We start from the raw sequence: 13,879 nt of genomic DNA, 5'->3' as shown, positions 1-13,879 counted from the left end.
AGGGGAAAGACCGCTCTGGCGACGCCAAGTCGTTCGTGACACCGTAGCGTTGGATCATTGAGCTCAGAAACAGGATCGGCCGGACGCATTGGTCCGGGCATCGTTCTCGCGTAGGGGGGATCAACACCTTTTGACTGCTCAACTGGAACGCCCGACCGTGGACCCGGCGTCCACCGATCTCGTCGATGAGATACTCCAAGATCGACTGGTGCACAGCGTATTTCAACCGTTGGTGGACCTGGACACCGAGTCGATCGTCGGGTACGAGGCGCTGGCAAGAGGACCCCAGGGTCCACTGGCAACCCCTGACTCTCTGTTCGCAGCTGCCCGCCGATCAGGCCGTTTGCAGGAGCTGGACGAGCTGTGCCGTCACAGCGCTATCACCGGCGCCACCGCTGCCGGTATCAACGCTCCGCTGACATTGTTCGTGAACGTCGAACCCGAAGCCCTGGACCTGGAGTCCCTGGCAAAACTGCTGCCCCTGACCGACACCACCGGACGAGGCCCGCAACTGGTCCTGGAGATCACCGAACGGGCCCTGGCCTTCCAGCCGGCGGAACTGTTCCGCGCAGTGCAACGCCTTCGAGAGGCAGGCTGGCGCATCGCTCTCGATGACGTCGGTGCCGACGATCTGTCGTTGGCCTTCATGCCTCTGCTGCGGCCGGACGTCATCAAGCTGGACATGCAACTGGTCCAGTCTCGCCCAGATGCGGCGATCGCACAGATCATGAACGCGGTCAACGCCTATGCCGAGCAATCCGGCTGTCTGCTGCTGGCCGAGGGGATCGAGACCCGGCAGCACCTGGCCATCGCCAGATCCGTTGGTGCCCAGGTCGGTCAGGGTTGGCTCTTCGGGCGGCCGACCGGCACCGTCAGCCTAGATCAGGGCGGCACGCTCCTGCCGCTTCCGGAACCGGCGCCCACCACCACCCACCCGTCGCCCTTCTCCTACCTGCCCGCGGCAGCCAGGTTGCGGGAGTCGACCAAACCGTTGCTCGTCCAGGTCAGCAAGCACCTTGAACGGCAGGCGGAGCGGCTCGGCTCCAGCTGCCTGCTGCTCTCCACCTTCCAGCAGGGCCACCACTTCGGCCACGCGACCGCCGACCGGTACCGGAAGTTGGCCGGCACCGTCGGCTTCGTCGGCGCACTAGGTGCGGGGGTGACCCCCGATCCAGGATCACGGGTGCGAGGGGCTGATCTCCCACCCGGTGATCCGATCCTGCAGGAATGGGACGTGATAGTGCTCGCGCCACATTTCGCGGGCGCCCTGCTGGCCCGCGACCTGCACACCGAGGAGGTCGACGACCGGGAACGCACCTTCGCATTCGCCCTGACCTACGACCGCGATGTCGTCGAACACGCCGCCCGCACCCTGATGTCACGTATCCAGCCCACCCGGTAGCAGACATCCGAGCGTCCGCGGAGCCCGTCACCGGCGGGCCCGGGTGCGCCGACTGTCGTCCGGCGAACGCGTCAGCTGCTGGTGGCGTGCTTCTGGATGGCCGCACCGAGTCGCGGCAGCGCGGTGGTGACGTTGTCGATGGCCCGGGGCCGGAGCGCACCGTAGGCCTTGCGCAGCGGCGCTCTCGATGTATTGGCGGCCTTCTTGTCGGTGACCCCGACCAGGGCATTCGACGCTTCCTCACCGCGACCGGCGAGGTAGGTCCCGAAGTCGCCGTTGCCGGCGAAGTCGACCCAGAACGGCTCGAGCACCCGCGCGAATTCCGGAAGCATCCGGTCGATCGCGGACCCGATCACATTCGGGCTGACCTTGCGCACGGTGGCGACTGCCGACTTCACGGTCACGCCGGAGACGCCCTTCTTCTCGCGCACCTCCTCGTTGACGACGCCCACGAGGTCGCGGACGACAGCCGTTCGAGTGGATTCGGCCAGAAGAGTCTCGGTCAGTGTGTGCATCTGCGGAGAGTAACCGCTGGGGGCAGCCCGGCTCCCGGTGGTCTGGACCTCGGGCACCCGACGATCGAGGTCCGCCATAGGGCCAAGTGGGTGGGGTACCGGCCGACCGGCTGCGGTCCAGTGGCCCCCCTACATACGGTTCCCGATGGTCGATCAGCCTCGCCTGACCCTCGGCGCTGTTTGTCGGCGCCGTCGTGCTGGCGGGATGTTCGTCGGCTGTGGGTGGGACTGCCGTCGCAGCATCCGTTATCCCAGCGTCAGCGGTGGCGTTGACTGCCGCTGACCGGAGCCGCACGATCCCCAACGCTTCCACGCAGGCGAACGCCAACACCGCCGCACCGCGGCTTTCGGCGCCTGCCCGTCCGTGGGAGCAGCCGATTCGGCAGGCATCGTCGCGTGCCTGCGGACCTCGAGACGACTCCCGGTCACGCGAACCCGCTCGACACGGACCGGGGGGCAGTCAGACCTGATCGGCCGCGAGGACCCGCATCGTCGCGAGCGTGGGATCGGCCGCTTAGGCGATCCGGACTCCGACGGCCCGCGCCTCGAGCAGTGCGCCGAGTGCGCCCTCGGTGATCTCCTCACCCGGCGCCAGCACCGGGATCCCCGGCGGATAGGGGGCGATGATCTCGGCACTGACACGGCCAACGGCACGGTCGGATGGGACCGCTTCGTGGCGGGCGAAGTAGGCGTGGCGGGGACTCGTCACGGTGACCGGCTCCACGCCGTAGGCCGCCGAACCCACCACCCGCCGAGGCGTTCCGCGGTGTCGTTGCACCGAGGCGACGACGGCTTCGGTCAACGTCTCGAGGGTGCGCGAGGTGTCGGCCATGGTCACCACGGCGACGATCACGTCGCGTTCGGCGGCCTCGACCGCGATGCCGTTGGCCAGCAGATCCTGCTCCACTGCAATCCCGTCGGCGCCGGTGCCGTGCAGGACCAGGGTGAGCTTGAGCGGGTCCATCCCCGGACCGTCCAGGACGCCGAGACCATCGATCGCCCTCAGGCTTTCACGCGCGGCGCGGGCGGCGTCGATGGCCACCCCCAACAGTTTCTCGCCATCCTGCTCGAGCAGCGCCCGAGCGGCGTCGATGCTGGCCAGGATCACGCCGGCCGGGCTGGTCGTCGCGGTCGCCTCGACCCCCGCGTCCAGCCGGGCGAGGTCGATGCGTTCGCCCCGTGCGAGGACCAGCGCGGCCTGGCTCCAGGCCGGCAGGGTCTTGTGCGCGCTCACCACCATCACGTCGGCGCCGAGCGCGAGGGCGTGTGGCGGGAGTGCGGGGTGGAAGCCGAAGTGGGCGGCCCACGCGGCGTCGACCACCAGCGGAACACCGTGCCGGTGAGCCACCTCCGCCAGCGCCGGGACGTCGCCGATCGTCCCGACGTACGACGGGTCACCCACGAAAACCGCGCGGGCATCGGGATGCCTCGTGAGAGCGTCCTCCACCCGGGCGGCCGGGACCCCGAGCGGAAGTCCGGTGGCCGGGTCGACGTCGGGGCGCACCCACACCGGGGTCAGACCGGCGAGCACAAGACCGATCAGAAGTGACCGGTGCAGGGTCCGGCTGACCACGACCTCGTCACCCTGGCCGCCGATCGCCAGTGCGACGGCCTGATTGGCATGCGTCGCTCCGCCGGTGGAGAAACGGCAGAAGTCTGCGCCCCACAGCCGGGCGGCGCGCGCCTCCGCATCGGCGAGCACCCCGTCGGCCAGCTTCATCGTGTCCAGACCCGCGTACAGCGGCACATCACCGGCGATGACGTCGCCGACCAGATCGAGTCGGTGCTTGTGCCCGGGGATCGTGAACGGGGTGTGGTCCTGCTCGTGGAACGTGAGCCACGCGTCGAGGAGCGGGGCGTCGCGCCGGAGACCGCGTGGGTCAGTGGACATCAGCACACCGCCGGCCATCGGAACACCAGCGCCCCGTCCCGGCGTGCGCTGCGTGGTCAACGAGATCTCTCACGAGTTTCAACCTATCGGGCGGCCTCCGGGGCCGAAGAGCCCCACCGTTCCGCGGCGCTCGCTCGAGACGTCATCGCACTCCAATGTTCGCCATCCTTGTCTCTGCTCCGGAGGCTGACCTGACATCAGAAGCGCCATCTTCCTGGACGAGATCGACAACATGAACCTACGGATCGGCCGGCGTCTCGAGCCGCTGAGAAGGGGAAGGGGAGTCGGTTACGTCACGAGTGGCCCTTCCTCTTTCAACTTATAGCTCATCGGGGGGCTTGCGGCAAGACCCCCGTCGTGCCGCAGAATCGCCGGGCGCCATTGCCACACCCCGCTCAGGCAGGCGTTCCGGACTGGAGCTGACCACGTGAATCCCCTGACCACCAGTGCATTTGACCTCCCACCGACGCTGGCCGCCAAGGCCGACCCGGCGCTGATCGCACACGATGAACGGTATTTCGCGGCCATGGCAGCGAATGTGCAGGAGTCGATCGCCGACCTCTCCGAGCGACTGGACACCGAGCGCAGGGCACCAGGCCGAAAAGGACAGCAGGCGATCGAGCGGGATCTGGCCATCCACCGGCTGACCGCACGCCTTCGCACCCTGCGCCGCTTCGGTGTTGACCTCTGCCTTGGACACATGGTGACCGCGGAGAATCCGGAGCCGGTGTACGTCGGTCGACTCGGCCTGACGGACGGCACGGGCCGCCGCGTGCTGATCGACTGGCGCTCCCCCGCTGCCGAGCCGTTCTTCGGAGCGACCCACGCCGACCCGATGGGTCTGATCAGCCGCCGCCGGTACCGCTGGATGCGCGGCCGGATCACCGATTACTGGGACGAGGTGTTCACCGCGGACGGGCTGGCCGGCCCGGCGCTCGACGACCAATCGGCCTTCATCGCCAGTCTGGGCAGCAACCGGTCGGAGCGGATGCGGGACGTACTCGGCACCATCGCAGCCGACCAGGACGCGATCATCCGGGCGGGATCCGGCGGCGCCCTCGTCGTGGACGGCGGACCGGGGACCGGCAAAACCGTTGTCGCGCTGCACCGCACGGCGTACCTGCTCTACTCCGACCCCCGCCTCGGCCATCGGCGGGGCGGGGTGCTGTTCGTCGGTCCGCATCGGCCGTTCCTTGCCTACGTCGCCGACGTCCTGCCCAGCCTCGGCGAAGAGGGCGTGCAGATCTGCACGCTGCGGGATCTCGTCGCCCAAGGAGCAACCGCAGCCCCGGAGACGGATCCGCAGGTGGCCGAGCTGAAATCGTCGGCCCGCCTGGTGAAGGCGATCGAGGAGGCCGTCGGCTTCTACGAGGAACCGCCGGCCAGCGGAATGACGGTCGAGACGCCCTGGTCGGACGTGTGGTTGAGTACCCACGACTGGACGCGGGCATTCGACGCCGCAGGACCTGGAACCCCGCACAACGAGGCCTGTGAGGCGATCTGGGCGGAACTGCTCACGATCCTGACGGCGAAGCACGACGACGACATCCCACCGGACCAACTCCGGAAGTCGTTGCAGCAGAGCAGATCAGTGACCACGGCCTTCCACCGGTCATGGCCGATCGTGGAGGCGGACGATCTCGTCGGCGACCTGTGGTCGGTGCCGGCCTATCTCCGACGGAGTGCCCCCTGGCTCGACCGGAACGACATCGCGGCGCTGCAGCGCCCGGACGCCAAGGCCTGGACGCTGTCCGACCTGCCGTTCCTCGACGCGGCCCGACACCGGCTCGGCGACCCGGAGGCGTCAGATCGCCGACGCCGCAACGAGTCGGCGGTTGCTGCTGATCGCGAGTACATGTCCCGCGTGGTCGAGGATGCGATCGAGGCCGATGACGACGACCTGAAGCTGATGTCGATGCTGCGAGGTGCGGACCTACGGGAAGCGCTGGTGCACGACGACGCAGTACCGACAGCGGAACCGGACCCCTTGGCCGGCCCATTCGCGCACATCGTGGTGGACGAGGCGCAGGAGCTGACCGACGCTCAGTGGCAGATGTTGTTGCTGCGCTGCCCATCCCGGAGCTTGCACCATCGTCGGCGACCGGGCGCAGGCCCGGCATGGATTTACCGAAACGTGGACGGAACGACTCGAGCGGATCGGTCTCGATCGGATCAGGGTGGCCTCGTTGAGCATCAACTACCGGACACCGCAAGAGATCATGCACGAGGCCGAGCCGGGCATCCGCGCCGTCCTCCCCGACGCCAACGTGCCGACTTCTGTGCGCAGCAGCGGGTTGCCCGTCATCCACGGATCCGTGGCACAACTGAACCCAATCCTGGAGGACTGGCTCACTGCGCACACCGACGGCATAGCCTGCGTGATCGGTGTCGCCGACCCTGGGATCGGGACCCTGACGGACCAGCCACGGATCCGATACCTCACCCCCGAAACCTCCAAGGGCCTCGAGTTCGACCTGGTGGTCGTCGTCGACCCGCAGGACTTCGGCGTCGGTATCCAGGGAGCGGTCGATCGCTATGTCGCGGTGACCAGGGCGACCCAGCGGCTCGTCGTCCTCACGAGCCCCTGATCGGCTCAGGCGGTGGTCCAGATCCCCCGCCGTCGACGGGCAGCACGACCCCGGTGCAGCAGGCACCGCCGCGGGCAGCGAGAAACACCACCGCACCAGCGATGTCGTCGCTGCGACCAATGCGGCCCGCCGCCCTGCTGGACGAGTACGGTGCCTCGACTTCGACACGCCTCCCGGCCATTTGTCAACGGTGTTATTGACTGCATGGCGCCCATCGCGGTCCGCCACTGAGGATGATCACCTGCGCACAGCAGTGGACCTCAGAGCGTGAGAAGTTTGTGATCTGTGCGCAACTGACGGGCAACAGCGAGCGCCACTCGTCCCGGAACCATAGCGAACATGGACCAGGCGATGAACGTATCGGCCGATCATGGCTGGTGAAGGGGACACCGCAGCGCGCGAGCTCACCTGTACGGTCTGCTCCTACTGCGGGGTCGGCTGCGGCATCGTGGTCCAGACCTCGCGACCGGACGGCGGATCGCCCGTCATCGCCAAGGTCTCGGGGGACAAACTCCATCCGACCAATTTCGGACGGCTGTGCACGAAAGGCGCCACGCACGCCGAGATGATGCTGGGCACCGGTCGTCTCGAGTCCGCCCACCGACGGTCCCAGCGAAGCCGTGCTCTCGAACCGGTGCCGATCGACGAGGCGATCCGCGACGTCGCCGCTCGCCTGCGCGCGATCGTGGACGAGCACGGACCGGACGCCGTCGCGTTGTACGTGTCGGGCCAGATGTCGATCGAGGCCCAGTACCTGGCCACCAAGTTGGCCAAGGGCTACCTGCGCACACGACACATCGAGTCGAACTCACGGCTGTGCATGGCTAGCGCCGGTACCGGCTACAAGCAGTCTCTCGGGGCCGACGGACCGCCCGGCTCCTACACCGACTTCGACACCGCGGACCTGTTCTTCGTCATCGGGGCGAACATGGCGGACTGCCATCCGATCCTGTTCCTGCGGATGTCCGACCGGCTGAAGACCGGCGCGAAGCTGATCGTCGTCGACCCCCGCCGCAACACCACCGCCGACCGTGCGGACCTGTACCTGCCCATCAGACCGGGGACCGATCTTGCCCTGCTGAACGGCATCCTGCACCTGCTCATCGCCGACGGCCACATCGACGAGCAGTTCATCGCCGAGCACACCCAGGGCTGGGAGGCGATGCCGGAATTCCTCGCGGACTATCTCCCCGAGAACGTTGCCCGCATCACCGATCTGCCGGAGGAGGACATCCGCACTGCGGCACGGTGGATCGGCGAGGCCGGCAACTGGATGAGCTGCTGGACCATGGGGCTCAACCAGAGCACCCACGGAACCTGGAACACCAACGCGATCTGCAACCTCCATCTGGCGACCGGTGCGATCTGCCGGCCCGGCAGCGGACCGATGTCGCTGACCGGTCAGCCCAACGCCATGGGCGGACGCGAGATGGGTTACATGGGCGCAGGTCTGCCCGGGCAGCGCTCGGTGTTGTCGCCGGCGGACCGGGAGTTCGTGGAACAGCAGTGGGGCCTCGCACCGGGCACGATTCGCACCGATGTCGGGCCGGGGACCGTGGAGATGTTCCATCAGATGGTCGACGGCACGATCAAGGCCTGCTGGATCATCTGCACCAACCCGGTGGCGAGCATGGCGAACCGACGCACCGTCATCGACGGACTGGAGGCCGCCGAACTGGTGATCACCCAGGACACCTACCTGGAGACGGCCACGAACTCCTACGCCGACGTGGTCCTGCCCGCGACGCTGTGGGCGGAGTCCGACGCCGTGATGATCAATTCCGAGCGGAACCTGACGCTGCTGCAGCAGTCGATCCCGCCCGCCGGGGACGCTCGACCCGATTGGTGGTTGATCGCAGAGGTCGCCACCGAGATGGGGTTCGGCGAGGCCTTCACCTACGACAGCAGCGAGCAGATCTTCGACGAGATCTGCCAGTTCTGGAATCCGCTGACCGGCTGGGACTTCCGGGGGGCGAGCTACGAGCGGCTCCGGCAGACCCCGCTGCAGTGGCCCTGCCCGCCACTCGACGCACCGGGCGGCACCGACGACCGACACCCGTTGCGGTACCTCAACGACGGGGTCAGCCAGTCCCTGTACGTCGACGACGACGGACACCGGCCGCGGCTGGCCTTCCCCACTCCGACCAGGCGCGCGGTGTTCCATCCGCGGCCACACCTCGACCCGGCCGAGATGCCCGACGACGACTTCCCTTTCGTGCTCAACACCGGGCGCCTGCAGCACCAGTGGCACACGCTGACCAAGACCGGGAAGGTCGCCAAGCTCAACAAGCTCAACCCGGGCCCGTTCGTCGAAGTGCATCCCGATGACGCGGCGGTCCTGCAGATGGCGGACGGCGCCTCGGTGGAAATCGTGTCCCGCCGCGGCCGCGCCGTCCTCCCGGCAGTGGTCACCGACCGGGTTCGTCAGGGCACCTGCTTCGCGCCGTTCCACTGGAACGACGAACACGGCGAATACCTGACGATCAACGCCGTCACCAACGACGCCGTTGATCCGGTCTCCCTGCAGCCGGAATTCAAAGTCTGCGCGGTGACCCTGCGCCCGGTGGCCGCCCCCGTCACACCGGTCGACACCGCACGGACCTCGGCGCCGGTCATGGCCGAACCGGTGACACCACGATCAGGCGACACCACGTCAGGGGCCATCCCGGTGCACCCCCTCGCCGCCCTGCTGGATCTCGGCACCCTGGTACCGGCTGGACCGAAGGCCTCCGAGCAGGCCTACCTCGGCGGCTTCCTGGCGGCTCTGCAGGTTGCCCCGGTCACCAGCGTTCCGGTACTGCCTCGTTCCGCGCCGGTCGGGTACGGCACCAGGCTGTGGTTCGACGGCATGCTCGCCGGTCTGTACTCCCGCGAACCGGGGACCTCGGTGGTGGCACCGGCTGCACCTCCGATCGCTCCGGCAGCTCCCGGCCGGACAGTCCTCGTGCTCTGGGCCTCGCAGACCGGCAATGCCGAGTCCTTCGCCTCGAGCGCACTCGACGGGTTGACCGAAGCAGGTGTGGTGACCGAGCTCGTCGAGATGGACGAGTGCGGGCTCGACAGGTTGGCCGCAGCAACCGACATCCTTGTCATCACGAGCACTTTCGGGGACGGCGGGCCACCGGATGACGCGGGCGACTTCTGGGCCGAGCTGTCCGCGGTCGACGCCCCCGACCTGACCGGCACCCGATTCTCCGTCATCGGCTACGGCGACTCCTCCTACGACGAATTCTGCGGTTTCGCCGCCAAGGTGGACTCCCGCCTGGCCGAACTGGGAGCCACCAGGCTGCTCGAGCGGGTGTCGACCGAGCCCGACGACGCGGAGTCGCAGCCGAAATGGCTGACCACCATCACCTCGCTCCTGGGCTCCCCGGTCGGGCCGACCGGCCCTGTCACCACGATCCCCCGGCAGCAACAGGTGGACCGCAGGGTCGAGAGCCCGCCTGCCCCGGCCTTCACCCGTTCGAACCCGATCAACGCGGTGCTGGTCCGCAACGAGATCCTCACCGGTCCGGATTCGGCCAAGGAAGTCCGGCAGTTCGGCTTCGATCTCCTGGATGCACCGGTCACCTACCAGGTCGGTGACGCGCTCGGCATCTTCGCCGCCAACAGTCCGGAGACCGTGCAGCGTTGGCTGGAGATGACCGGACTCAACGGCGATGTCAACGCCACCGCCGGCGACGACCGCGGCCCCTTGAGGGAGTTGCTCCGCACGCACTACGACATCACGAAGGTCACCCCCGAACTGCTCAGGTTCGCGGCCGCCCGCAATCCTGACGAGACACTGGTGAAGTTGCTGCGCCAGGACAACGAGGTCGAGCTGAACGGATGGCTGTGGGGCCGCCATGCCATCGATCTGCTCGAGGCCCACGCGGTGACCGCGGACCTGTTCGAGTGGCAGGCCGTGCTCAAGAAGCTTCAACCGCGGCAGTACTCGATCTCCTCCAGCCCGAAGGTCGACCCGCGCGAGATCCAGCTGACCGTCTCCGTACTCCGGTACGACTCGCCCCGCGGCCAGGTCCGCGGCGGGTTGTGCTCGACGTTCCTCGCCGACCGCGCGTCAACGGCACCGATCCCGATCTACCTCCAGGCATCACCGCATTTCCGGCCGCCGAAGGATCCGTCCACCCCGATGATGATGATCGGTCCCGGTACCGGTGTCGCGCCCTTCCGAGCCTTCCTGCACGACCGGCGGGCGGCCGGTGCGACCGGCCGCAACTGGCTGTTCTTCGGCGACCAGCACGCCACCGAGAACTTCTACTACAGAAGCGAACTCGAGCAGTTCTTCGGCGAAGGTTTGCTGACGCGCCTCGATCTCGCCTTCTCGCGGGATCAGCGCCAACGGATCTACGTCCAGGACCGCATGCTCGAGCACGGCGCCGAACTCTGGCGCTGGATCCAGGACGGCGCAGCGGTCTACGTCTGCGGCGATGCCACCAGGATGGCCAAGGACGTCGACGCGACGCTGCTGACCGTCGCCAGAACGCACGGCCATCTGTCGGAGGTCCAGGCGGCCGAATTCCGCAAACAATTGATCAAAGACGGGCGCTACCACCGCGACGTGTACTGAGCTGCGGCGCGAAATGGAAGCCGAACTCACCGACGAGGCCTACCCAGCACTGTGGACGACTCATCCGCGCGTTCTGCAAGATTGTGGACATCTGCGGCAGCCGACCCGGTCAATGAGCTACGGAGGGGTCGATACCGAGGCACGCATGGGACATCGCACCCCAGAGCTCGGCAGGCCGTTCGTCGGAGAGGCCGCTCCGGAAGAACGATGTCGACTGGGTAGACGGCCAGCACTGCACGATCACCGATCGCCACCTGGATGTGATCCGCGATCAACGCCGACAACGTGGTGGCGGCGTCGCCCGACCCCTCGACGATGCGGGCGGCGCTGCTGCCGACTCGGTCCATCAAGGAGTCCAGCAGAGCGACCAGGATCGCGTCCTCGCTCTCGAAGTGCCGGTAGACCCCGGAACCGACAATGCCTGCCTCTGCTCCGATATCGGCCATCGAGATGGTGCCGAAGTCGCGATCGGCGGCCAGCTCGGCGGCGGCGGCGAGGATGCGTCGCGACAGTTCTGAGAGCCCGCCCATCAAGCGCAACGCGATCCGGTCGACACCGACGACGGGCACGCCGCATTGGAAGCATCCGCAGCACTGCCCCCGACTGCACCTGAGTGTCCGTGTGCCACCTGGATACGTTTGCGTGCGATCCTCCACCGATGGATCAGAAACGATGGGCGACGATCTCCGACGGGCCCTTGATGACGGCGGCGATCGTCTTCCTGGCCGCGTACTCCTGGCAGGTGCTGGGGCGGCCCCATCCGGATGTCGACGACTGGCTGGAGATCGTCGAATGGATCACCTGGGCCGCATTCCTCATCGACTACGTCATGCGGCTCAAGCTGGCTGACCCCCGGGCCCAGTGGTTCTGGCGGCATCTGCTCGACCTGGCCGCCGTCGCGCTACCGATTCTTCGACCACTGCGGCTGCTTCGCCTGATAGCGCTGCTCTCGGTCTTCCAACGTGCCGCCGGCAACGGCCTGCGAGGTCGGGTGGTCACCTACGCCATCGGTTCGACGGTGGTGCTCGTCTACATTGCGGCCCTGTCGGTCCTGGAAGCCGAACGCGCCGATCCGGGGGCGACCATCAGGAGTTTCGGCGATGCGGTGTGGTGGGCCTCAGCGACGATCACCACAGTCGGCTATGGAGACCTGACGCCGCACACCACCACCGGCCGCATGATCGCCGTAGCCCTGATGATCGGGGGCATCGCCCTTCTGGGAACGATCACCGCGACCATCGCCTCCTGGCTGGTCCAGCAGGTGGCCGACAAGGACGAGGCGAGCCAGATCGCCAGTCGGGCCCAGGTCGCCGAACTCGCCGACCGCATCCAGGAGCTCACCGACCTGCTGGCGGTCGACGGCCGGGGTGCCGGTCTCGCTCCGAGCGGGACCGGCCCACCCCCAGGCTGACCGGCCCTACCCGTGCTCGTTCGTCGAAGCGGCGCGGGCCGGGAGCAGCAGCATGAGCGCCGCCGCGAGGACGTAGAAGCCGATCTGCCACGGCACGATGGCGGCAAAAGCGTTGCTGTAGGCGGAGAGTGGTGTTCCGCCGCCTTGAAGGTCCAGATCGAGTCGCGCGAAGAACAGCACGCCGAGCAGGGCCACGCCCACCGCTCCGCCGATCTGGTTGATCATCGTCAGGAGGCCGCCGGCGGCGCCCGCGTGGCGCCGCGGCACGCCGGCCAGCACGACGTTCACCAACGACGGCGCAGTCAGGCCGAGACCGAGACCACCGAGGAACAGGGGCAGCGCCAGCAGCCAGTAGCCGGGGTTGCCGTTACCGTCGACGACCAGCAGGAGGACGACCTGGGACACCGCCATCACCAGCGCTCCGGAGATCAGAAGTGGCCGCCCGGCCCGGGCGGCCAGTTGCACACCGATCCCGGAGGTGACCATCGATCCGATCGCGTACGGAAAAATGACGAGTCCGGTTTCCCAGGCGCTGCGACCGGTTCCGAGTTGCAGGTAGAGGGAGAGCAGGAGGAAGAACGAGCCGATCGCGCCGAAGAACAGCAGGGAGACGGCCAGCCCGCCCGCGAAGGCACGGATGCGGAGGAGCGCGGGATCGAGGATCGGCTGCCCGCCGTTTCGCACCAGACGCTGTTCACGCCAGAGAAACAGTCCGCCAACGGGTATGGCCGCTACCAGCATTGCCCAACCCCACCAAGGCCAACCCCACTCCCGGCCCTGCACCAGCGGCAGCAGGACGAGGACAGCGGCCACGGCCACCAGCACTGCGCCGACCAGGTCGAGCCGCGTCCGGCAGGTCGAACTGGATTCCGGCAGGTACCGGACACCCAGGACCAGCCCGACCACCGCGATCGGCACGTTGACCCCGAAAATCGTCCGCCACCCCAGTCCGAACAGATCGGCATCCACCAACAGGCCGCCGAGCAGCGGCCCGGCCACCGACGCCAGTCCGAGGACTGCCCCGTAGGCGCCGAAGGCCTTGGCCGTGAATGCCGGCGCGAAGGTCGACCGGATGATGCCGAAGACCTGCGGCACCATCATTCCGCCGGCGAGGCCCTGCACGACCCGGGTGGTGATCAGCAGTCCGGCCGTCGGCGCCAGGGCGCACAACGCCGAGGCGATCGCGAAGGCAGCCAGGCCGACCAGGAAGATCCGCCGTCGACCGAACTGGTCGCCGATGCGGCCCCCGGTGATCAACCCCGCGCCGAGCGCGAGCGTGTAACCGGCGAGGGTCCACTGCAGGGCAGCCTCGCCGACACCGAGATCCAGCGCGATCGCCGGGGCGGCGACGCTGACGATCGTGGCGTCGAGCAGTTCCATGAACGAGGCCATCAACACCACGGCCAGCGCGATGGTGGCCGATCGGCCCGATAGTGCTGGCCTCGGCGCGGTTTCGGTGCGGACATCCTGTTCGCCCTCGGGGGCGTTCGTTTTGGTCATGG

The 13,879-nt window shown here is 67.9% G+C and carries 7 protein-coding genes and 1 pseudogene; 4 read left to right on the top strand and 4 right to left on the bottom strand.

What is annotated here, in order from left to right; all coding sequences use genetic code 11:
- Nucleotides 1-208: 208 nt before the first annotated feature.
- On the top strand, nucleotides 209-1,402 hold the full coding sequence (locus ABIB25_RS06040) for a sensor domain-containing phosphodiesterase (protein WP_502919750.1): 1,194 nt from the start codon (nucleotides 209-211) through the stop codon (nucleotides 1,400-1,402).
- 71 nt (nucleotides 1,403-1,473) lie between these two features.
- Here the strand turns inward: ABIB25_RS06040 and ABIB25_RS06035 are convergent, their stop codons facing one another.
- Nucleotides 1,474-1,917 carry a DUF6918 family protein gene (locus tag ABIB25_RS06035; RefSeq protein WP_354527502.1) on the bottom strand — a complete coding sequence of 148 codons (444 nt, stop codon included), beginning with the start codon at nucleotides 1,915-1,917 and terminating at the stop codon, nucleotides 1,474-1,476.
- Between the two features lie 514 nt (nucleotides 1,918-2,431).
- Nucleotides 2,432-3,808 carry an aminotransferase class I/II-fold pyridoxal phosphate-dependent enzyme gene (locus ABIB25_RS06030; RefSeq protein WP_354527501.1) on the bottom strand — a complete coding sequence of 459 codons (1,377 nt, stop codon included), beginning with the start codon at nucleotides 3,806-3,808 and terminating at the stop codon, nucleotides 2,432-2,434.
- A 427-nt stretch (nucleotides 3,809-4,235) separates the two neighbouring features.
- Here ABIB25_RS06030 and helR point away from each other — a divergent pair.
- Nucleotides 4,236-6,396, top strand: a pseudogene (gene helR, locus ABIB25_RS06025) (RNA polymerase recycling motor ATPase HelR).
- A 370-nt stretch (nucleotides 6,397-6,766) separates the two neighbouring features.
- Nucleotides 6,767-10,966, top strand: a complete 4,200-nt coding sequence (locus ABIB25_RS06020; protein WP_354527500.1) for a bifunctional nitrate reductase/sulfite reductase flavoprotein subunit alpha — start codon at nucleotides 6,767-6,769, stop codon at nucleotides 10,964-10,966.
- A gap of 26 nt (nucleotides 10,967-10,992) precedes the next feature.
- On the opposite strand, the gene ABIB25_RS06015 is transcribed toward ABIB25_RS06020, so the two are convergent.
- Entirely contained in the window at nucleotides 10,993-11,535 is a 543-nt protein-coding gene (locus tag ABIB25_RS06015) for a TetR/AcrR family transcriptional regulator (RefSeq protein ID WP_354527499.1), read from the bottom strand.
- A gap of 89 nt (nucleotides 11,536-11,624) precedes the next feature.
- On the opposite strand from ABIB25_RS06015, the gene ABIB25_RS06010 reads away from it, so the two are divergent.
- Complete coding sequence (locus tag ABIB25_RS06010; protein ID WP_354527498.1) at nucleotides 11,625-12,377, top strand: potassium channel family protein; 753 nt, start codon at nucleotides 11,625-11,627, stop codon at nucleotides 12,375-12,377.
- Nucleotides 12,378-12,383: 6 nt separating this feature from the next.
- Here ABIB25_RS06010 and ABIB25_RS06005 read toward each other — a convergent pair whose 3' ends face one another.
- Nucleotides 12,384-13,877 (bottom strand): MFS transporter, encoded by a 1,494-nt coding sequence (locus tag ABIB25_RS06005; protein ID WP_354527497.1) that lies wholly within the window; start codon nucleotides 13,875-13,877, stop codon nucleotides 12,384-12,386.
- Between the last annotated feature and the right edge of the window lie 2 nt (nucleotides 13,878-13,879).

Source organism: Nakamurella sp. UYEF19, from assembly GCF_040546275.1.
Lineage (GTDB): Bacteria > Actinomycetota > Actinomycetes > Mycobacteriales > Nakamurellaceae > Nakamurella.
Note: the sequence above shows the minus strand (reverse complement) of the source record. Positions and strands in the feature narration are given on the sequence as shown.